The following is a 22,439-nucleotide window of genomic DNA, read 5'->3' as shown; positions in this document are numbered from 1 at the left end:
GAACTAAAATTACCATTAGGCTACATCAATAGATTATTAAATGTAGTCTGTATACTTATTATTCTTTTCAATTATTCAAGGTAGAAAAATGAAAGACGAAACGCTATCCATTCACAGTGGTTACGAAACCGATCCGACAACTAAATCAGTCGCAACACCAATTTATCAAACGGTAGCCTACGAGTTTGATGATGCACAGCACGGTGCTGATCTTTTTAATCTTGAAGTGCCGGGCAATATTTATACCCGTATCATGAACCCGACCAATGACGTATTAGAAAAACGTATGGCTGCGCTTGAAGGAGGTATTGCGGGTTTAGTGGTCAGTGCTGGAAGCGCGGCGATTAACTATGCGATTCTAACCCTAGCTCAAGCAGGGGATAATATTGTATCAACACCACAACTTTATGGCGGAACCTATACGTTATTTGCTCATATGTTACCAAGCCAAGGGATTGAAGTTCGGTTTGCAAAAGATGATAAACCAGAATCTATGGCTGCGTTAATCGATGAAAAGACCAAGGCGGTCTATTGTGAAAGTATTGGTAATCCTAGTGGTAACATCATTGATCTCGAAAGAGTATCTCAGTTAGCACATGATAAAGGCGTACCTGTTATCGTCGACAACACTGTTGCAACACCTGTGCTATGTAAACCAATTGAATTTGGCGCTGATATTGTTGTTCACTCATTGACTAAATATGTGGGCGGACATGGAACAACATTAGGTGGCGTTATTGTTGATTCAGGGAAATTTCCATGGGCACAGTACAAAGATAGATTCCCTGTATTTAGCCAACCAGAACCGTCTTATCATGGTGTTGTATATAATGAAGCGTTTGGTGAAGCGGCATTTATTGGTAGAGCGCGAACTGTGCCACTAAGAAATACAGGTGCTGCGCTGTCTCCGATGAATGCGTTTATGCTGATGCAAGGTTTGGAAACCTTACCATTACGCATGGAGAGACATACTGAAAATGCACTTAAAGTTGCACAATATCTCGCTAACCATGACCAAGTTAGTTGGGTTAACTATGCTGGTCTTCCTGATTCGGATTATTACGAGTTATCACAAAAATATACCAAGGGTAAACCCTCTGCTATCTTGTCGTTCGGACTGAAAAATGGTTATGAAGCAGGTGTTCGTTTTTATGATGCACTCGGTTTGTTTAAACGGTTGGTGAATATTGGTGATGCTAAATCACTGGCTTGTCATCCTGCCTCAACCACACATCGACAAATGACACCAGAAGAACAGAGCCAAGCTGGTGTTCATCCTGAAATGATCAGACTTTCTATCGGCATAGAACATATTGATGACATCATTGCTGATTTAGAACAAGCACTTAACGCATAGCGTTTTTCAATGTGGCAATCATTATTTTGATTGCCACAATACTTAGCTTATTTCGAATTACTACTCACCACCTCTTTTTTTGATGTGATACAACTCTAACTTCAATCTTGTACAAGATTAAATTATTGTACAAGTTGGAGGTTTAACACTATAGTTATACATGAAAGAGCAGTTGTACAAGTTTGTATTGTTATGTTCTTAAACTAATTATGAAATTACGAATGAAGGTAATAATTTGAACGTTGAAATTAAGTTGTATTCAATTAGTGAAGTATCTGAAGCTACGGGTGTTAACTCTGTAACCTTACGTGCTTGGCAACGCAGATATGGTTTATTAGTTCCTCAACGAACACCTAAAGGTCACCGTCTTTATACCGATAGCGATATTGCTAAAATTCATGAAATTTTAACTTGGTTAGCCAAAGGAGTATCAATTGGTAAGGTTAAACCTTTATTAGAAGGTACTGCTGAACATCATGAATTAAATGTTGAAAAAATAGAAATGGTTGACGAAACCATCTGTTTAATCGAGCAGGGTAAAGCACAACAAATAGAAAAACGCGTACGTGAAGCATTAAAACTTTATCCATTTAATGTTTTAGAAGAGCAATTTTTAAAGCCAATTGAGCAACATATAACACGCAGTGATAATCCATTAAAAACATTACAAAAAAGTGTGTGGAACTCAGCACTTACGCAATGTTTTATTACTGTATTAGCGAAAGTTAATTCAGATAAAAATCCCCGAAGTCTCGTGTTGAGTTTTTCATCTTCTGATAATCACTTTGTGTGGCAACAGGCCTTAAAATTAGCGTATGAAGGTTATTACGCGATTGTTTTATCAGATTTATTAGGAAAAGTAACAGGATTGTCAGCATTTATAACAGAGCATGACATTAACCACGTCTATATCGTTGGAGAAAACAAACTTGATAATAAGCAGTTAGCTGATATTGAAATAATAGAAAAAGAAAGCAATGTTCAAGTTTCTTTCATTGGAAGCATAAAAATGATCCACAAGCAGTAGAAGTAAAAAGATCCACCAGCATTATTCTTTTAATAAGCTAATAGGAGTGATGATGACAAATAAAACAGTAAAAGAGCAGCACGTTATTATTTGGTTTCGTTCAGATTTACGTGTTGTTGATAATACAGCATTAAATCATGCAATCGATAGTGGACTTCCTATCATCGCACTCTTTATTGCAACGCCTATGCAGTGGCACCAACATAATATGGCGGCAGTTCAAGTAGATTTTGTTCATCGTCGGTTACAAGTATTAAAGCAACAGTTGGTTAAACAAAATATTCCTTTGCAAGTTATTGAAGTTAATGACTTCTCAGAATCGGTTAAGGTTATTGAGCAAGTTTGTTTTGATTATAATGCTGTGCATGTTTTTGCGAATAAACAATATCCAATTAATGAGCATAAACGTGATATAGCTGTAGGGGAATTGCTTGCAAAAAATACTATAAAATTCAGTATCTTTGATGATAATTATATTTTGCAGCCTGAAATGGTTTTGACCCGTGATGGGGAATTATTCAAAGTTTTCACCCCATTTAGAAATGCATGGATCAAGCGTTTCTTATTATCACCTAGTTACCCTGTAACAAATAAGGGTGACACTGTAACTAGTGACGTGGTGATTAAGTTATTGTCTGCCTGTCATCAAATCAAAGCTTTCAACTATCCCATTATCGATAGTGTGTTATGGCCAGTAGATGAAGAAACTATTGCACAAAGATTAGAAACGTTTTGTGAAACTAAAGCCGAATCATATCACCAAAACAGAGATTTTCCTGCTATTGATGGTACTAGTTGTTTATCTCCTTATCTAGCAATTGGTGCGCTATCCGCTAGGCAGTGTTTGCATCAGCTATTGCAGCACTTTCCAAATGCATTAGAGATTAATAAGGATGATGGCGCTTTCACATGGTTGAACGAGATTGTTTGGCGTGAGTTTTATGGTCATTTACTTCATCGCTACCCTGAATTAAGCCAACATCAGCCATTTCAAAAGTTTACTCAGTTTGTCAAATGGAAAGATGACGCAACATTACTTAAAGCATGGCAAGAAGGAAAAACGGGGTTTCCTATTGTCGATGCCGCTATGAGGCAATTACGTGCAACAGGTTGGATGCATAATCGTTTACGTATGATCACTGCAAGTTTTCTAACGAAAGACTTGTTATGTGATTGGCGTGTCGGTGAGCAGTGGTTTATGCAGCACCTCATTGATGGTGATTTCGCTTCCAATAACGGAGGTTGGCAATGGGCCGCATCAACAGGTACCGATGCACAACCTTATTTCAGAGTATTTAATCCAACACTACAAGGGCAACGATTTGATCCAAAAGGTGATTTCATCCGTACATGGGTTAAGGAATTAGAACATGTTCCGGATAAATACATACACACGCCGCATCAATGGGCGAGTGCAGAATCACTGAATTATCCATTGCCAATTGTCGATCATAAGGAAGCCCGTCTAGTCGCAATTGAGTCTTTTAAACAAGCAAAGGCTTATATGGATATTCATCAATAACACTGGTGGAGGAATAAATAATGGACGCAGTGATAAACCCTGCATTAATTAAGTTTTTTAATGTGTATGGACAACTAGGAAAGGACAACCTCTCTCAACTGTCTGACGTTTATCATCATTTAGTTATTTTTGAAGATCCTGCACATAAAATTGAAGGTTTTAGTGCTTTAGAAGCTTACTTTTTTAACCTTTATCAAAATATAAATAGCTGTCGATTTATTATTAATAGCTATGTAGAAGATGATCATGAAGCGTTTGTTCAATGGACAATGCACTTTTCACATCCTCGATTACAAAATGGCAAAGAACGCAGTTTAGAAGGCTGTACTCAGCTGAAATTTGAACAAGATAAAGTGATTTATCATCGTGATTATTTCGATATGGGGGAAATGATTTATGAAGGTCTACCCATGTTTGGACGCATTATTCGACACATTAAATCAAGGTTAGGGCAATGAATCAGGTATTGATCACAGGTGCTAGTTCAGGGATTGGCAAACAGCTTGCATGTGATTATGCAGATGACGGGTGGCGTGTTATTGCTTGCGGTCAAAATGCGCAGCGTTTAAATGAATTAGAAGAAGAACATCAAGCGATAAAAACATTACGTTTCGATGTAACAGATTTTGAAAGCACACTATCAGCGCTTACATCCTTAGAGACTCTACCAGAGTTAATTATTTTAAATGCCGGCACGTGTGAATACATTGATGAAGGAAAAATTGATACAGCATTAGTTAAACGCGTTTTTGATGTCAATGTTTACGGAGTTCTCCATTGCATAGAAGCCTTACAAGCGCGATTTAATGAAAAAACGCATTTAGTCATTATCAGTTCTTCTGCCAGTTTCGTTGCTTTACCACGTGCAGAAGCCTATGGCGCTTCTAAGGCTGCAATGAGTTATATCACCCAAGCACTTGCTGTTGATCTCGCTTATTTGAATATGAAAATTACGTTAGTGAATCCTGGTTTTGTAAAAACGCCATTAACAGATAAAAACGATTTTACGATGCCAATGTTAGTGTCACCCGAACATGCTTCAAAAAAAATAAGATCAGGTATTGCTGCAGGAAAAAAAGAAATTAGTTTTCCTGCCACCTTTACACTGTTTCTTAAAACTATTGCGCTTTTGCCAATTACATTTCGATTGGCAGTAATTAAACGAATGACGGGGAAATCATAATGAAAATAGCCATTATAGGTTCCGGTATTTCAGGCTTGACGTCCGCTTGGTATTTACATCAAGAACACGAAGTTACTGTTTATGAGGCAAACAGTTATGTCGGTGGGCATACTGCAACGGTAGATGTCACCGTAGATAGTGGTGACTATGCCATCGATACTGGGTTTATTGTTTTTAATGATCGTACATATCCAAACTTTGAAAATTTGCTTGAACAACTTGAAATAACAGGTAAGCCAAGCGAAATGAGCTTTAGTGTTCACAATGAGCGTACGGGGCTTGAATATAATGGGCATACTATTTCATCACTGTTTGCCCAGAAACGTAATTTATTGAACCCGACCTTTTATCGCTTTTTGTATGAGATCACCCAGTTTAATAAGCTTGCTAAACAGGTTGTAGGTGATAGTGAGTTAATGAATCAAACGCTAGGTGATTTTTTAACTCAGCATCAGTTTAGTGATTACTTTGCTGAAAATTATATTTTACCGATGGGGGCTGCTATTTGGTCTTCAACGTTATCTGATATGAGGCGTTTTCCCTTAGCTTTCTTTCTGCGTTTTTTCTTAAACCATGGTTTGTTAGACATAACTAATCGTCCACAGTGGCGTGTAATACCGGGTGGTTCTCGTGAATATGTTAGAAAAATGATGTCTTATATCGGAGATTGTATTCAACTAAATAGCCCTGTCTCTTCGGTGAAGCGTAGTAAAGGCAAGGTAATTGTTACGGTTAATACTAAGCAAGAAGAATTTGATCAAGTGATTTTCGCTTGTCATAGTGATCAAGCGTTAAAAATGCTGTCTGACGCAACATCAGAAGAAAACTACGTGTTATCAGATATTCATTATCAAGAAAACGAAGTGGTTCTTCATACCGATACATCGTTATTACCAAAACGTCAGGCTGCATGGGCATCTTGGAATTATTCGTTACCTAAATCTCGTGATGCTCGAGAACGTAACTTAGCGTCACTGACTTATAACATGAATATACTTCAAGGCATTCTAGCTCCTGAAACATTTTGTGTAACCCTTAACCAAACTGAATCGATAGATAAAGACAAAATACTGCGCAAATTTGTTTATTCTCATCCTGTTTTCAATACTCAAAGTATTGCGGCTCAGCAGAAACGTCATCTGATAAATGGAGAAAATCAAACATGGTTCTGTGGAGCGTATTGGTATAACGGTTTTCATGAAGACGGGGTACGTAGTGCGTTAGATGTTGTTGAAGCGATAAAAATGCAATCACTGACACAATCAGAAGGTGAAGATCAAACAGCACAATCTCTGAATGTTTCTCATGAACCATCATACAAAAGTGTCATACGAAGTTATTAGTATGGGGAAAGATAATCAGCTTAAAAGCGGCATTTTTCAGGGATGGGTTAGGCATCGACGTTTTACACCAGTGGATCATAGATTCACATATTCTATGTTTATGCCCCATATCCACTTAAATGAATTAGATCAGTTGGATAAACAAGTAAAAGGCTTTGGATTATCACTGTTTAATTTCGCTCGATTTCGACGTGATGATTACGTAAAAGGTGATCCTGATTTAGCACAAGCTGTAAAAGATAAGGTCTATGCGCTAACAGGTAAAATGATTGATGGCAATGTCACTATGCTATGTCACTTACGTTATTGCGGATTGTATTTCAGTCCTCTTAATTTGTATTACCTCCATGATGATGAAGGTCAATGGCAATATATGTTAGCTGAAGTCAGTAATACACCTTGGAACGAACGTCATTACTATGCGATACCGGCCCCGCAATATTGGCAGGGGCGTGAATATAGTCATGATAAGGCGTTTCATGTTTCACCTTTTAACCCTATACATCAACAGTATCATTGGCGATTAACAGAGCCTGATAGCAATTTGCTGGTTAACTTGGCTGTGAGTCGATACAAAGATTGCATCTCTCCGAGCGGGCATTCGGGGGGTTCGAAAAATAGCCATCAAAAAGTATTTGATGCCACCATGCAGATGCGTAAGCAAAACTTCACATCTGCAATACTTATCAAGCAATTACTGCTTACACCGATTATGACAATAAAGGTTGTTATAGGTATTTATTGGCAAGCGCTTAAATTATTTATTAAAGGCGTACCAATTTATGATCACCCAAATAACACACCGTATGAAAAAGTAAATAAACACAAGATTAAACGAGGGAATGACAATGCTTAGAAGCGACGTACAACAATCATCATCAGTTAATGTATCAGCCTCTGATCATGCATCTCGGCATATTTTATTTAAAGTATTAAAACACCTTTCTAATGCGGGCTTAAGTGTATCTGATTCAACGGAAGGCACCGTCTTCTTTGGTGACAAACAAGCACCGCTACAAGCGAGTATTAATGTCCATAACCCGCTTTTTTATAAACGCTTACTGACGGATGGCAGTATTGGTGCAGGTGAAGCGTATATGGAAGGCTGGTGGGATTCACCAAACTTAACCAATGTAGTACGGGTTTTGGCTAAGAACCTGACAACGTTAGATAAGCTAGAAGCAAAAATGGGTTGGATGAGTCGAATCTCCGAACAGATTGGGCACTTGCTGCGTAAAAATACCATTAAGAATGCGCGCAAAAACATATCAGCACATTACGATCTTGGTAACGATCTTTATCGTCACTTTCTTGATCCTAATATGCTTTATTCTTCGGCTATTTACCTCAATAAAAATGACACGTTGGATCAAGCACAATGGAATAAGATGGATCGTTTGTGTCAGAAATTAAAATTGACTGAAGACGATCATTTACTAGAAATTGGTACCGGTTGGGGCGGTATGGCTATTCATGCTGCGAAATATTACGGTTGCCGTGTCACCACTACCACAATTTCTGAGCAACAATATTTATGGGCTAAAGAGCGAGTTGAAAAAGAAGGCCTATCCGATCGTATTACCTTACTCATGGACGACTACCGTGATTTAACGGGGCAATACGATAAGCTAGTATCGGTTGAAATGATAGAAGCCGTTGGTAAACAATACCTTAAAACTTATATTGAAAAGTGCCAGTCATTGTTAAAACCAACTGGCTTAATGGCGATTCAGGCGATCACAATTGCCGACCAACGTTATGATAGTTATAGCCGTGGTGTCGACTTTATTCAGAAACACATATTCCCTGGTGGTTTCTTACCGTCAATTACCGTATTGCTTGAAAATCTAACACAGCATAGTGATTTCGTGATGCGAGATATCAAAGATATTGGCTTAGATTATGCGAAAACTCTTGAAGATTGGCACCAGCAATTTAATGAGAATGCCGTAGCATTAGAGAAATATAACTACGACGAAAGGTTTATGAGGATGTGGCGTTTTTACTTTTCTTATTGCGAAGGTGGTTTCTTAGAGCGCACCATTAGTACTATTCAATTTGTCGCAAGTCGCCCGCAATGGAGAGAGTAAATCCATTGGGAAACAAACTAAAAGTACTATTGGCCGGTATGGTGTTTAACTTCTATTGGTTACTCGCTGTTTGGGGGCAATATCGTTTTAGTTACATCTTGGTTTTCATACTAATAGCCACATGGTTTATGGAATCTAAGGCGTGGCGTTTCTCTGTATTAGCATCGATACCCGGTATTGTGATCGATTCAATGCTCAGACATTGGCAGGTATTTGATTTTCCAATACCGAATCGAACACCACTTTTCTTTAATGTTGAGAGTATTGGTTTGATCCCAACATGGCTTATATTGCTTTGGTTGGGTTTCACAACCTTTGTTTGGGTTTTACGCACCTCAATTTTTAGCTTTGCTACACATTGGTTGCTGGTGGCTGGCAGTCTGGGCGGTGCATTGAGTTATTGGTCTGGAATGAAATTAGGTGCGGTAATTTGGCAGCTAGAAACATTAGATACATTCTTTGTGCTGATAGTGATCTGGTTTGCGGTATCGGCGTATCTTTTATGGTTACTCCGTATTTTAAATAAAGATCCAAATAACTCGACAGCTTAGGAGCAATAAATGCGATCACTTGTTATCTATTTTGGTGTATTGATGTGCTCCAATATTGCAATAGCAGAATCAGACAATAGCAATAAACCGATTAAAAATAACGCATCTTCACAGCTGCAGACCCTGAGTGATAAATACCCATGGCATCAATGGAAAAAAGTGGGTGAAGCAACACTTGAATGGGGAATATGGGATATTTATAACTCAGAGCTTAAAACGCCAACAGGGCGTTACAAGGCTACTAAAAATGATTTAGCCTTAATTATTCGTTATTTACGTAATATAGATAAAGATGCGTTATTAGATGCGACTGAAGAGCAATGGCAACATTTAGGTTATAGCAGCCAACAAATAACACCGTGGCTAAAAACGTTATCAACCATATGGCCAGACGTTAAAAAGGGCGACAGATTAACCTTCATTCTCCGTAATGGTGAAGGGCAGTTTTATCAACAAGGTAAGCCACTAGGGAATGTTCTATCACAATCATTATCACAAAGCTTTATTGCTATTTGGTTATCACCAAAAACATCGTATCCAGAATTACGTCAGCAGTTAATTGGGAAATAACAAGTATCAACCATTCTGTATGTTAATTATGTAAAGTTAGATAATCGAAATAAGGTCATGGCATGAAAAAAATAACGTCAATATTATTAGCATTAATGTTGGTTTTAACAGGGTGTACAGCGTCTATTTCTGATTATAAATCTTCACAACCCAAGTTTGATTTATTTGGTTACTTTTCCGGTAAAACAACGGCATGGGGAATGTTGCAAGATTATAAAGGTAAACAAACTCGCCGATTTACGGTTGATATTGTTGGTACAGTAAAAAATGATACCTTAACCCTTGTCGAAGACTTTGTATTTGATGATGGTGAAACCCAACAGCGTATTTGGACGATAAAGAAACAAGCTGATGGACGATATACTGGAACTGCTGGCGATGTTATTGGTGAAGCGCAAGGGGTTGAGGTCGGTAATGCATTGCAATGGCAATATACCTTAGCGATTCCCGTAGATGATTCAGTTTATAATATTAAGTTTAATGACTGGATGTATCGCCAAGACGAAAAGCACATGTTCAATGTTGCAACCATGACCAAATTTGGCTTTGAAGTGGGTAAAGTGACGTTGTTTTTCCAAAAAGATGATTAACTTAAATATGTAATACCACATTTTCTCTATCTATTTATAGCGCAATAATAGGCCAGTTTGATTGACTGGCTTTTTTGTGCGAATTATCACGTGTTCTCCCTTATATTGATTAAAATCGGTACTTTGGAATCTAGATACTTCTTTGGATGGATATTTGCTGAAATTCGATATCAAAATGTGATAAAGAAACAGAAAGAAGAAAACGGTAACCATTAAATACGAGAGATCGTTCTCTTCTAGCACATCTTTAATCAAAAGATTAAAAGCCTACATCTAAGCAGGCTTTGATTTAACTAAACTTGATGCTGGTTATCACCCAAAACCACGCGACATTGCAACGATACGTTTTAATACCCAACGGATAAGCAGAGGTGTGCGGTTGTCTTTCTCATCGCGAGTATATTTAACGATTGCCAACGCCATATCGGGTTTTGCTGTTTTTCTTAATACCTTATGAATAATTTTTCGCATCGGTATTTTAGTATCCGTGATGTTTGCTAAGTCACGAAACAAGGGCTCATAGCCATTCTTATATAAGAAGTGCTCAATATCTCTTGCCGGTAATACGGTTAATCGTTCACGCTCGGGATCATCGCCAAGCATATTACGCACTTTTTCAGCATATTTTTTACCTGCGGGATCGCCATCTGCCACTAAATGCCATTCAATACCGAGTATCTTTGCTAACTTGATCAATGGCTTTAATCCACTTTGTGCAAACTCAATGATTTGAATTCCTTCTGCGGCAAGGTTATAACCATTTAGGTGTGCCATTTCATTAAATAGCCATACTTCCGTTTCCCCTTCAACTAGCAGCCATACTCTTGCAAAGAAAGCACTTGGGCGATGCATACGTACATGAAAAGTGACTTTACGGGTATCATCTTTACTCAATTCCCCATTGTCTACGCCATACACTTCTGTTTTATGTGACTGGCGGATCAATTTCTTGATCGCTGTTAATGGTGCTGAGGTTAAAAGCTCGGGACTGTTAGTGGTTAAGATCTTTTGCATCGGCATATTTTGAATAAACGCCCAAGCTTGATGGAGCATGATTGGATGCAAACGACCTTCTGGATCTTCTAAGATCATAATAGGTCGTGAAATGCGTTTTAACTCGACAGGACCTCTTGCACGAATATATTCATTCAATAAGCCCATTAACAATAAACGCGCTTGCTTTGTCATGTGGGGCTGAATCAATTGATCAAACGGATTTGCGTATAAACCATGCGTATTGGTTTGTTGTAATGAGGAGTAGTGTGGCGACAATGCTTTACTACGCTGGTGGGGCGCAAAGGCAAAGTAGTGATCTACTAATGATCGTAATGTAGTAATACTACTTTTAATTTCTGCTGTACTGACATGACCGGGCTGTGTCATTAACCGTCGACAAGTATTATCTAAGCGTTTTTGTACGCGAAGTTCTTGCGGCGTTTGTGCTGATGGTTGCTCATTATTACCGTCATGACGTTCATCGTGTAGTCGTCTCGAATCTCGAATACGAACAATAGGGTGAAGCACCATTAGTTGGCGAATGAACTTATCAGTATCTGGATGTGAAATGCCATGACCATTTGGATGTAAAAATTGTCTATTAGTGATTATCTTATCGTTTTCAATATGGCTGTGAATTTGATAATAAAAATGCTTTATACCGTCTTTTTCGGTGAGAAATGGCTGAAAGCCGCGATAACGACGGGCATTATGTTCGCCTTTATAATCTTCATACCAATGTAAAACAATCTGAATTTCTGTCGCTCGCTCATTACCTAATGCATGATCGATATGGAAATCGGAAAAGTTAAACTCGTAAAACTCAGCATCTGGAGATAATGCTAAACAAAGCGCATCGAGCAAAGAGGATTTACCCCACGCATTTTCACCAATAAGGACCGTTAACTCTTTAAAAGACAAGGATAAACGCTTAATACCACGGAAACCGGATATTTCAATTCTCTCTAAATGCATAAAACTCTACAAACCTCGTTTATTCCTGTATACGATATAATAAACCACTTGTTTATTCGCAAGAACTGATCACATATTGATAGCATGATATGCTTTAAATAGTTAAGTAATTTCAAACAAATAATAATAGAAGGAAGAGTTAGATGGCTAAGATAATTCACTCAATGATCCGTGTGTTAGATCTTGACGCTTCATTAAAATTTTACAAAGAAGCATTAGATTTAGAGATTGCTGAGCGTTTAGATTTTGAAGGGTTTAGTTTGGTTTACTTACGCAACGAAGAAAATGATATGGAGCTTGAACTGACTTGGAATGAGGGAACGGAAGAACCGTATACTCATGGTACGGGTTATGGTCATATTGCTGTTGCTGTTGATAATTTAGAAGCTGAACATGCCAAGCTAACAGAATGTGGTTATGCGCCTTTAGAGATTAAAGAGTTTTTCCGTGAGGGGACTTTACTAGCGAAGTTTTTCTTTGTTCAAGATCCTGATGGTTACAAAATTGAGTTTTTACAACGCCATGCTCGTTACCAATAACATTTAAGCATAGAAGATTTAATGGATAGTAAGATGATAAATAGCAATTAGTCTTACTATTCCTTAAATGATCACAATGAATCATGCTATATTGATATCTATCACAGTTATTTTGTCTTGTAGTGAAATCCTTTAGGCTAAATAGGTGACTTAAACTAAACATATCTCTCATTCATATGAGTCCTTCAGGGAGAGACGTAATTTTTTATGACAAAGAATAATAAAAAAGCAAAGATTACATTTGCTCATATCAATGATACGCATTCAAATTTTGAACCATCATCTATATCACTGAATTTACCTCAACACGTTTTAGATACTGAATCATCGGTCTATGCCAGTTGTGGTGGTTTTTCTCGTATTTCATCGGCAGTGAGTGAATTAAAAGCTGAAGCGTATTTGAATCAGCGTGAATTCATGTTTTTACACGCGGGTGATTGTTTCCAAGGTACGTTGTATTTCTCACTATATAAAGGTATGGCTAATGCTGTATTACTAAATGCTATTGGTGTAGAGGCAATGGCGCTTGGTAATCATGAACTTGATATGGGTAACGGCTGCGTGGCGGATTTTCTTGATCATACGCACTTCCCATTATTAGCAGGTAACTGGGATTTATCTCAAGAAGATCAAACTAAGCCTAATCCGCTGCGAAATAAAACCAATGTTTATGCTTATGACAATAGCACTTCAACTGCGAAATACATTGTAAAAGATGTACATGGTGAGCCTGTTGCGATTTTTGGTTTAGCTATTGAAAATATGGCTGGCATTGCGAATCCAGATCCTGATACTCACTTTATGAATGTTGCGACGGTTGCCCGTAATACTGTTCAGCATCTACATAAGCAGGGTATTAATAAGATTGTTGTATTAAGCCATCTAGGCTATGACCATGATATTGAGCTTGCTGAATCTGTTGATGGAATAGGCGTTATTATTGGTGGCCATACTCACACCATGCAAGGTGATTTCACCAACATTGGTTACGGTAAAACTGATCAATACGCACACACTGTTAATCATACCTGTGTTGTTCAAGCGGGCTGCAATGCTCTGGCTGTGGGACATATAACACTGGAGTTTGCAGAAGACGGAACTATTGAACAGGCGTTTGGTGCCAATCAACTATTACTTGGGCGTCAATTTACGGTAGATGCAAGCCGTACCGAGCATTTAGAACTTGATGATCATGAAATCGTTCGTCATTTTTTAAGCGAGCAAGATAACATTCGTTTTGTAGTGAAAGACCCTATCATTGAGAATATTCTTAATGAGCATTATCGTCCTGCAGTACGAGCACTTCAAACAGAAGAAATTGCTGTCATTAACGAGCCGCTTCGTCATATTCGTATTCCCGATCAACGTGGCCCAAGCCAAATCGCTCCTTGGGTTGTTGAAAGTTTTGTCTGGAAAGCCCGTGAGCTAGGCTATAACGTTGATTTTGGTATTCATAATGCTGGTGGCGTTAGATGCTCGTTAAATCCAGGTATTATTACACCTGCAGATATCGCAGGGAAATTATTACCGTTTGCTATTGGTATTATGATTTATAGCGTTAAAGGTAAACGTATTCGTCAAGCGCTTGAAGGAGCGATTGATAATGCGATTAATAATGGTGTAGAGGGAACTGGCGATGGAAGTTTTCCCTATGTAGCAGATCTTCGATATACCTATCGTTGTTGTGCAGTTAAAGGTACACGCATTGAGCTATTAGAGCATTTACAAGACGGTGAGTGGATACCCGTTGAAGATGATAAAGTTTATAGTTCAGTTTCATCGGGCTATACCGCAACAGGTAAAGAAGGTTATGCGCCATTGTTAGACTACGTTAAAGAGCCTATGCCGCTTAACGTTACAATGGCTGAAGCTTTTGAAGCTTATGCAAAACAGAAAAAACACTTTGACGCGCCAGTTGATAATAAAACGGTTTATATACCTTGCGCTGGCAATAAAGATGTCGCGTAAATACTAGGTCATCTCATCGTGTAGAAAGCCGGCTAACAATTTACCGTTAGTCGGCTTTCTTTTTATCGGCAAAAGAGTTTTGGTTATCAAATTTAGTCTTGGCGATGAGTTTAAGAAGAACAGGTAATGCATAAGTTGGTATTTGAATCGCTGCCATCAGTGCTAAATATTCAAATCCTAAATAACTGCTTGCTATGGTGTAGGTAAGTAATACATTACGATTAGTTGCAGTAATGGCATACAGCGTTTTGGCTTGCTGATTCTTCTTGTAATAGGCTAAGTAAGTGATTCCGAAAAATAACCCGCAAAGTAAACAACCTAGTAATAAATAACTCATCCCTTCTTGTAATGAGCGTTCAAACATTTCCCTTAAAGGAGCGACAAGCCCAAGCGGAAAAGCAAAAATAAGCAGTACGGTTAACTTAGATATTTTTTGATGAATTTTATGCAATAGTTTTTGGTTTATCATTTTGTAGCAAAACGCTGATATAGCCATTGGTCCAATAATGAATATCGTGAGTCGTTGTATATATTGACCAAAATCTAAATTCACTACGTCACTTTGAAGGAATGTAAGATTAAAAAATAATACGATTGGCATCATTAATGTTGATGCAATAGTTAACGCCATCGCATGTAATACATCAAAACCTAAGGTTTTCGCTATGGCTGGGGTTGCAAATAATGTTCCTGTTGCAGTTACCGCCGTGATGGCAATAAACAGTGGGGTTGAAATGTTAAAGAGATATAGCAGTATAGCGGCGAATAAAGTGAGCCCAAAGCTATGGAAAAGCGCATAAGACCAAACACTTTTAGATAACAACTTACGGATGAGTAACTCTTGTTTGATACCTAACAAAGTAAAAAGCATCAAGAAAAATAAGATATACGGTAAAGCAGGAAAGACAATACGACTAATACTTGGAAAGCTAAAACCGATGATACCAGCAACCATCAATAAATAAGCTGAATGTTTATTAATAAAAAAAAGCATAAGTTAAAAATCCTTTTGTTAACTTATTGTTATCATTGTTTTTGTGCAAATACAAAAAAAGATGCCATTTGAAACAAAAAACTACTTATCTCGTAATGTAATCGTTCTTAATAGTCTTTTGTGCTTTAGAGAGATAACCGTTAGTAATCAAGTGTTAACACATAAGAAAAACTAATGTTATGAAAGAAATTTTGTCATTTATAGGTTATGTAAACAGACGATAAACTACTCACGTTTATTGAATTTAATACCTTTTTCAGGGGCAATCATGGCACATACATTTGATGTGGACGCACCTACAACGTTGCATCTTCAGGATAAAAAAGTTACGAAGTAACGATCAAAGGATTGATTGCACACCTATTTGATATTGTATTTAACCGATCAAAAAAGTCAGTTACTTACAGTATTAAAGATATCCCAGTTCATTTACAGAAAGATATTGGCATCTATCGATAACATTTTGTATTGAGATTTTTAAAGTCGGCATGATTGCCGGCTTTTTTTTTGCTTAAAATTCCGCTATAACCACCTAAAAATAGTGAGTATTATTTGGCTTTAGTTAAAGTAAAATATTTATTACTAGAAATAAAAATAGTCTCAATTCATTTAGTTGTAGGAGTATAAAAATGGGCTTTTTTTCAAAGCTATTTGGTTCAAAAAAATCAGAATCTAACACTCAGGAAGTTGAGCCAACTCTTTATAATGGTTACTTAATTTATCCTGAGCCGAAGCAAGAAGGAGGGCAATTTAGAATCGCTGGGAGAATATGTAAAGAGGTCAACGGAGAATTAAATACACACTACTTTATTCGTTCAGATTTACTCAGTTCTCGTCATGATGCTGAAACATTCATGATCAAAAAATCAGAAATGTTTATTAAACAAATGGGCGATAAAATGTTCAAATGAAAATTGTAGTAATATTCAACAAATTTCATTGCAATCATGTTGGTATGAAAGTATCTTCTTAAACAATAAAAATGGATTTCACATTATACAGTTATCGTTTTTGTGAATTTCTAGATAACAAATTATCAGTTAAGTGTATTTATGGTTGGTTGTTTTTTAAAACAATAAGTTGATTAGGTTTAATGTTGCTTATTGAGTATATAGCTGACAATTATCGTTTTAGAGTCAAAAGCTGATATAAAAAGTGATTGAGTGATTATTTTTATACGTACTATTATGGATACTAGAAATATAAATGTAGTTTTATTTCAGTATTATAATGACAATCACTAGGGTTTTTGACTTGTAGATGTGGGGATTTTTGTATCTTTACTACAAAAAGCTTGATATTGCTTGTTGGGTTGGATACAAAATGATTATGTTATAGCCAATGTACAGGGAATAATAATGCAGATTGGTGTACCGAGAGAGGTACTCGCTCATGAAACGCGAGTAGCTGCAACACCTAAAACGGTCGAGCAGATATTGAAAATGGGGTTCAGCGTTGTTGTTGAACAAGGAGCTGGACGTTTAGCAAGCTTTGATGATGCTGCTTATGAAGCGGCTGGCGCAACGGTTGTTTCTACAGATGAAGTATGGCAATCGGATCTTATTTTTAAAGTCAATGCGCCGCAGGTTAATCCTGAAACAGGTGTAGACGAATTTGAGCTCATCAAAGAGGGTGCAAGCTTAGTTAGTTTTATTTGGCCGGCACAAAACCCTGAATTATTAGAAAAACTATCGTCTAAAAATATTAATATTATGGCGATGGATTCTGTTCCGCGTATTTCACGAGCACAGGCGCTTGATGCATTAAGCTCAATGGCTAATATCGCGGGTTACCGTGCTGTTGTTGAAGCCGCTCATGAGTTTGGCCGCTTCTTTACTGGTCAAATTACCGCTGCAGGTAAAGTGCCGCCAGCTAAAGTCTTAGTGGCTGGCGCTGGTGTTGCAGGTCTTGCAGCTATTGGTGCTGCTGGTAGCCTTGGTGCGATTGTTCGTTCTTTTGATGTGCGTCCTGAAGTAAAAGAACAAGTTGAATCAATGGGGGCTGAATTCCTTGAAGTTGATTACAAAGAAGATACTTCAACGGGAGATGGCTACGCTAAAGAAATGTCTGATGAATTCAATAAAGCGGCTGAGCGTCTATACGCAGAGCAAGCGAAAGATGTTGATATTATCATCACGACCGCACTTATCCCTGGGCGTCCGGCTCCTAAATTGATCACCAAAGAAATGGTTGATTCAATGAAATCTGGCAGTGTTATTGTCGATCTTGCTGCTGCGAATGGCGGTAACTGTGCATACACTGAAGCTGATAAAGTTGTAACGACACCAAACGGTGTAAAAGTTATCGGCTATACAGATATGGTTGGTCGCTTACCAACACAATCTTCTCAGTTATACGGAACAAACCTTGTTAACTTACTTAAACTTCTTTGCAAAGAGAAAGACGGTAATATTGACATCAATTTTGATGATGAAGTATTACGCGGCCTAACGATTGTGAAAGCGGGTGAATTAACATGGCCTGCTCCGCCAATTAAAGTTTCTGCCGCAGCTCAACAACCTAAAGCGGCAGCAAAAGTTGAACCTAAAGTTGAAGAGCCAGCATCACCGGTTAAGAAATTTGGCTTAATGGGGGCGGGTATTGCACTTTTTGCTTGGGTTGCTAATTATGCACCAGCAGAGTTCTTAGCACACTTCACTGTATTCGTGCTTGCATGTGTCGTTGGATACTACGTAGTTTGGAATGTATCCCACTCTTTACATACTCCTTTAATGTCAGTAACTAACGCTATCTCGGGCATCATTATTGTTGGTGCTTTGCTCCAAATTGGGCAGGGAAACGGGGTTGTATCCTTCCTCGCGTTTATTGCTGTTCTCATCGCTAGTATTAATATTTTTGGTGGCTTTACGGTGACCAAGAGAATGCTAGAAATGTTCCGTAAAGATAAATAAGGAGTAACACATGTCTGCAGGAATCGTACAAGCAGCTTATCTTGTTGCTGCCGTACTGTTTATCAAGTCTTTAGCGGGACTGTCTAAGCAAGAAACAGCACGTAACGGTAATTACTTTGGTATTGCTGGTATGGCTATCGCTCTGATTGCTACTATTTTTGGGCCTCAAACTGAAGGTACGGTTTGGATTATCCTTGCGATGATCATTGGTGGTGCAATTGGTATTTTCTACGCTAAAAAAGTAGAAATGACTGAGATGCCAGAGCTTGTTGCTATGCTACATAGCTTTGTAGGTATGGCTGCGGTACTAGTAGGTTTTAATACTTACTTAGATCACGGCGACCTTACAGGTGTAATGTTAAACATACACTTGGTTGAAATTTTCCTTGGCGTATTCATCGGTGCAGTAACCTTTACCGGTTCTTTAGTTGCATTTGCTAAGTTACGCGGATTAGTTTCATCATCAGCACTTATGCTTCCTCACCGTCATAAATTAAACTTGTTAGCGCTTGTTGTTTCAGCGTTATTGCTAGTTTGGTTTGTACAGTCAGAAGGTTCATTAACTGCACTAATCTTAGTAACGATTATTGCGTTTGTATTTGGCTACCATCTTGTTGCTTCAATCGGTGGCGCTGATATGCCAGTGGTTGTATCAATGCTTAACTCATATTCTGGTTGGGCAGCAGCAGCGGCTGGTTTCATGTTAGCAAACGACCTTCTTATCGTAACTGGTGCATTAGTGGGTTCTTCTGGTGCTATCCTTTCTTACATTATGTGTAAGGCGATGAACCGTTCATTTATAAGTGTTATCGCTGGCGGTTTTGGTTCAGATGGTACAGCAGCAAGCTCTGATGAAGAATACGGCGAACACCGTGAAGCTTCAGCAGAAGAAGTGGCTGAAATGCTAAAAGATGCACGCTCAGTTATCATTACTCCAGGATACGGAATGGCGGTTGCTCAAGCGCAATATCCTGTTCACGAGATCACTGAGAAGTTACGTGCAAAAGGCATTGATGTTCGATTTGGTATTCACCCTGTTGCTGGTCGTCTACCTGGACACATGAACGTGCTATTAGCTGAGGCGAAAGTACCTTATGACATCGTGTTAGAAATGGATGAGATCAATGATGATTTCCCACAAACTGATGTTGTACTTGTTATTGGTGCAAACGACACTGTTAACCCTGCCGCGATGGAAGATCCTAACAGTCCAATTGCTGGTATGCCTGTACTTGAAGTTTGGAATGCCAAAGAAGTGGTTGTGTTTAAACGCTCAATGAATACTGGTTATGCAGGGGTTCAAAACCCATTATTCTTTAAAGATAATAGCCATATGTTGTTCGGTGATGCAAAAGACTCATGTTTGAAAATACTTGAACATCTTTAATCGCTAATAAGTAAGAAAATAATGCCACTCACATGAGTGGCATTTTTATTTGTAGTTATTACGTAATTTATAACAATAAGTAAAAAAGATGTGTTGTTCGTATAGAATATCAAATGTTGATGGGGCGCTCTGTACATTAAGTAAAGCGTAATATTCTATTGATAAGGTAAAATGAGCAGTACCAACGTCGTACTCTACATATTGCATTTTCAGCTCATTTACAAAAACAGAAATTGTTATGTGTATATGGCATGCACTCTTTGCGTAATGGCATAAATTAACGGAATATTTAAAGTTTGCAGTTTTTCACATGACATTACATTGACAATTTAGTGAGAAACAATGTTAAAGTATATGAATGAAAACGTATGTACTTTTATTCTCACTATTATTTACTACTGCTAGCCATGCTGAAGGTGTTTCATTACCTGAAAGATTGGCGGCTGTTCGAACAGATCTATTGGAAAGTGAACCTGTATCTTCATACGATTTTCGTAAGCTACAAAGCACTTATCCATCTCCTTTACTGTTGCCTTCTAGCTTACTACCTCAAACCAAAAAATATCCTCTTTCAGCACTAAGGCAGTTATATCAAAACTCGTTAACATGTAAGGGACCGTGGCCTTATTCACCATTGGTAACACAGCCCGTAGTTTTTACTCGAGCTATTTGTAATAAGACAACGTTACCAAAAGGGTGGTTTGTTCGTTCAGGATATATTCATCCCGGCGGTGGTAGTTATGCATATCGTTATTTAGCCAAACATCCAGGCAAGGTGTCAGAACTCAGTAAGTATCTGCATATTAAAGAGCACCCATTGGCGTCAGCGACAACCTTGCTTGGTCGTTTACAACGGATGAATAGTGATGAAATTAAAGTATTAATTTCGGGCGCTCGTTTCTTCGTTGCGAATGGGGAGTTGTGGGTACGTAATGGTAATGAATATAATCTTTATAACCAGTCAACATGGTTAAAGGTGTTAGCACGTCATGATTTGCATTTAAAACGCCTAAATCGCCATGATTTTTGCTTGGCTCAAAATGGAAATATTTGTTGGCGTGAAGAGAATAAATCGCACTTAACGTACTACTTACTTATATGTTTATTAGTAAGTAATGCCTTATTACTGTTAAGTTGGGGTGTTTATCGTTTCCGTATTCGTAGACGAGATATGCAAGAACGTATGTTAGTTCTGCAAATTTTGACGCATGAATTAAGAACGCCTATAGCCAGTTTAGCGATGACTGTTGAAGGCTTTAGACGTCACTTTGATGAATTACCAGAAGGTCTGTATGATGAGTTTAGACGTTTGACTGATGATTCAAGGCGATTACGACAGTTAGCTGAAGCAAGTAAAGATTACTTACAAGCTAACCAACAACAATTAAGTACGCAAGAAGTTGAATCCGTCAATGAATGGTTAGGCTATCTTGCTGAAGAGTATGATGTAACTTTACATCTTGCTGAAGATAGAAGTGTTTACGTAAATATTTATTGGCTTGGTACATGTTTAGATAACTTATTTTCTAATGCTCATAAATATGGCGTAGCACCAATTACATTAACGACATCATACTATGATGGAAAACTTAAAATTGTGGTTCAAGACCAAGGCCCATTAAGCGGCAAAGATTGGTCTAGACTGCGTAAACCTTTTGTTAGTGAACAAGGTTTAGGTTTAGGTTTGACGATTGTAGAATCAATGATTAATAGAATGGGGGGGAAATTGAAATTAATTGGCCCACCAACCACATTTATATTGGAGATACCGTGTGAATCAAACTCTGCTACTGGTTGAAGATGACCGCAACCTTGCTGATGGTTTACTCGATTGCTTAAAGCAAGCTGGTTATAACTGTTTATATGCAGATTGTGCTAGTAAGGTAGACGCTTTATGGAAAGAGGCAGATCTTGTTGTCCTAGATCGTCAATTACCTGAAGGTGACTCATTAAATTATTTAGGCTCATGGCTTAAAAAGAAGCATGTTCCTGTTATTTTATTAACTGCAATGGTATCGATTAACGATAAAGTTGTTGGTTTAGATTCTGGTGCAAAAGACTATTTAACGAAGCCTTTTGCTGAAGAAGAGTTACTTGCACGAGTACGTGTACATCTTCGTGGTGACGATGAAGATACTGCAGCTGCAAATATCATTAAAGTTGGCGATATCATTATCAATCAAGAAAGCCGTGAAGTGATTTTTGATGATGAAAATATTACGTTAACGCGTACTGAATTTGAGCTACTTGTTTTCTTATCAAAAAATGCAGGTCGTGTGTTTACACGTGACGAGTTACTTGATCAAGTATGGGGCTATAATCACTACCCAACGACACGTACCGTTGATACTCATATTCTGCAATTACGCCAAAAATTACCAGGTATTGATATCGAAACATTACGTGGTGTCGGCTATCGTATGAAACCATAACTA

Annotated in this window: 20 protein-coding genes; 18 read left to right on the top strand and 2 right to left on the bottom strand. The window is 38.0% G+C overall.

The annotated features are described in order from the left end of the window. Positions 1 to 88: 88 nt before the first annotated feature. The 11 genes from BTO08_RS19590 (at position 89) to BTO08_RS19540 (ending at position 10,233) form a co-directional block, all read left to right on the top strand. On the top strand, positions 89 to 1,357 hold the full coding sequence (locus BTO08_RS19590) for an O-acetylhomoserine aminocarboxypropyltransferase/cysteine synthase family protein (RefSeq protein WP_105062260.1): 1,269 nt from the start codon (positions 89 to 91) through the stop codon (positions 1,355 to 1,357). A gap of 235 nt (positions 1,358 to 1,592) precedes the next feature. Further along, a complete protein-coding gene (locus tag BTO08_RS19585; RefSeq protein WP_105062259.1) occupies positions 1,593 to 2,384 on the top strand; it encodes a MerR family transcriptional regulator in 792 nt (263 codons plus the stop codon). A 52-nt stretch (positions 2,385 to 2,436) separates the two neighbouring features. Then, the gene (gene phrB / locus BTO08_RS19580) at positions 2,437 to 3,906 is read left to right on the top strand and encodes a deoxyribodipyrimidine photo-lyase (RefSeq protein ID WP_105062258.1); all 1,470 of its coding nucleotides are present in this window, start codon (positions 2,437 to 2,439) and stop codon (positions 3,904 to 3,906) included. A 20-nt stretch (positions 3,907 to 3,926) separates the two neighbouring features. Next, on the top strand, positions 3,927 to 4,364 hold the full coding sequence (locus tag BTO08_RS19575) for a nuclear transport factor 2 family protein (protein WP_105062257.1): 438 nt from the start codon (positions 3,927 to 3,929) through the stop codon (positions 4,362 to 4,364). Further along, positions 4,361 to 5,089: an SDR family NAD(P)-dependent oxidoreductase gene (locus BTO08_RS19570; protein WP_105062256.1), complete on the top strand. Its 729-nt coding sequence runs from the start codon at positions 4,361 to 4,363 to the stop codon at positions 5,087 to 5,089. The genes BTO08_RS19575 and BTO08_RS19570 overlap by 4 nt, the downstream gene beginning before the upstream one ends. Continuing rightward, positions 5,089 to 6,432 (top strand): NAD(P)/FAD-dependent oxidoreductase, encoded by a 1,344-nt coding sequence (locus BTO08_RS19565; RefSeq protein ID WP_105062255.1) that lies wholly within the window; start codon positions 5,089 to 5,091, stop codon positions 6,430 to 6,432. The genes BTO08_RS19570 and BTO08_RS19565 overlap by 1 nt, the downstream gene beginning before the upstream one ends. A gap of 1 nt (position 6,433) precedes the next feature. Further along, entirely contained in the window at positions 6,434 to 7,288 is an 855-nt protein-coding gene (locus BTO08_RS19560; protein WP_105062698.1) for a DUF1365 domain-containing protein, read from the top strand. After that, positions 7,281 to 8,522, top strand: a complete 1,242-nt coding sequence (locus tag BTO08_RS19555; RefSeq protein ID WP_105062254.1) for an SAM-dependent methyltransferase — start codon at positions 7,281 to 7,283, stop codon at positions 8,520 to 8,522. Before BTO08_RS19560 ends, BTO08_RS19555 begins: the two co-directional genes overlap by 8 nt. 5 nt (positions 8,523 to 8,527) lie before the next feature. Continuing rightward, positions 8,528 to 9,073, top strand: a complete 546-nt coding sequence (locus tag BTO08_RS19550; protein ID WP_242446309.1) for a DUF2878 domain-containing protein — start codon at positions 8,528 to 8,530, stop codon at positions 9,071 to 9,073. Between the two features lie 9 nt (positions 9,074 to 9,082). Beyond that, positions 9,083 to 9,643: a chalcone isomerase family protein gene (locus BTO08_RS19545; RefSeq protein WP_105062252.1), complete on the top strand. Its 561-nt coding sequence runs from the start codon at positions 9,083 to 9,085 to the stop codon at positions 9,641 to 9,643. Between the two features lie 62 nt (positions 9,644 to 9,705). Then, entirely contained in the window at positions 9,706 to 10,233 is a 528-nt protein-coding gene (locus BTO08_RS19540) for a DUF3833 domain-containing protein (protein ID WP_105062251.1), read from the top strand. A gap of 312 nt (positions 10,234 to 10,545) precedes the next feature. On the opposite strand, the gene BTO08_RS19535 is transcribed toward BTO08_RS19540, so the two are convergent. Beyond that, positions 10,546 to 12,204: a DUF2813 domain-containing protein gene (locus BTO08_RS19535; RefSeq protein ID WP_105062250.1), complete on the bottom strand. Its 1,659-nt coding sequence runs from the start codon at positions 12,202 to 12,204 to the stop codon at positions 10,546 to 10,548. A gap of 143 nt (positions 12,205 to 12,347) precedes the next feature. Between BTO08_RS19535 and BTO08_RS19530 the strand changes: the two genes are divergently transcribed. Together BTO08_RS19530 and BTO08_RS19525 are read left to right on the top strand one after the other, a co-directional pair. Beyond that, entirely contained in the window at positions 12,348 to 12,743 is a 396-nt protein-coding gene (locus tag BTO08_RS19530) for a VOC family protein (protein ID WP_045151613.1), read from the top strand. Positions 12,744 to 12,950: 207 nt separating this feature from the next. Next, a complete protein-coding gene (locus tag BTO08_RS19525) occupies positions 12,951 to 14,711 on the top strand; it encodes a bifunctional metallophosphatase/5'-nucleotidase (protein WP_105062249.1) in 1,761 nt (586 codons plus the stop codon). A gap of 46 nt (positions 14,712 to 14,757) precedes the next feature. Here BTO08_RS19525 and BTO08_RS19520 read toward each other — a convergent pair whose 3' ends face one another. Beyond that, positions 14,758 to 15,705 carry a hypothetical protein gene (locus tag BTO08_RS19520; RefSeq protein ID WP_105062248.1) on the bottom strand — a complete coding sequence of 316 codons (948 nt, stop codon included), beginning with the start codon at positions 15,703 to 15,705 and terminating at the stop codon, positions 14,758 to 14,760. 629 nt (positions 15,706 to 16,334) lie between these two features. Here BTO08_RS19520 and BTO08_RS19510 point away from each other — a divergent pair. From BTO08_RS19510 to BTO08_RS19490, 5 genes are all read left to right on the top strand, one after another. Further along, positions 16,335 to 16,616, top strand: a complete 282-nt coding sequence (locus BTO08_RS19510) for an HlyU family transcriptional regulator (RefSeq protein WP_105062247.1) — start codon at positions 16,335 to 16,337, stop codon at positions 16,614 to 16,616. Positions 16,617 to 17,063: 447 nt separating this feature from the next. Then, the gene (locus BTO08_RS19505) at positions 17,064 to 18,617 is read left to right on the top strand and encodes a Re/Si-specific NAD(P)(+) transhydrogenase subunit alpha (protein WP_105062246.1); all 1,554 of its coding nucleotides are present in this window, start codon (positions 17,064 to 17,066) and stop codon (positions 18,615 to 18,617) included. A gap of 10 nt (positions 18,618 to 18,627) precedes the next feature. Next, positions 18,628 to 20,004, top strand: a complete 1,377-nt coding sequence (pntB, locus tag BTO08_RS19500) for a Re/Si-specific NAD(P)(+) transhydrogenase subunit beta (RefSeq protein ID WP_045082121.1) — start codon at positions 18,628 to 18,630, stop codon at positions 20,002 to 20,004. A 358-nt stretch (positions 20,005 to 20,362) separates the two neighbouring features. Then, positions 20,363 to 21,802, top strand: coding sequence for a sensor histidine kinase VxrA (gene vxrA / locus BTO08_RS19495; RefSeq protein WP_105062245.1), 1,440 nt, complete (start codon positions 20,363 to 20,365; stop codon positions 21,800 to 21,802). Further along, the gene (locus BTO08_RS19490) at positions 21,777 to 22,436 is read left to right on the top strand and encodes a response regulator transcription factor (RefSeq protein WP_105062244.1); all 660 of its coding nucleotides are present in this window, start codon (positions 21,777 to 21,779) and stop codon (positions 22,434 to 22,436) included. The genes vxrA and BTO08_RS19490 overlap by 26 nt, the downstream gene beginning before the upstream one ends. The last annotated feature ends 3 nt before the right edge of the window (positions 22,437 to 22,439 follow it).

It is taken from the genome of Photobacterium angustum, assembly GCF_002954615.1.
In the GTDB taxonomy this organism is placed as follows: Bacteria; Pseudomonadota; Gammaproteobacteria; order Enterobacterales; family Vibrionaceae; genus Photobacterium; species Photobacterium angustum_A.
This window is presented reverse-complemented; position numbering and strand designations above follow the sequence as displayed.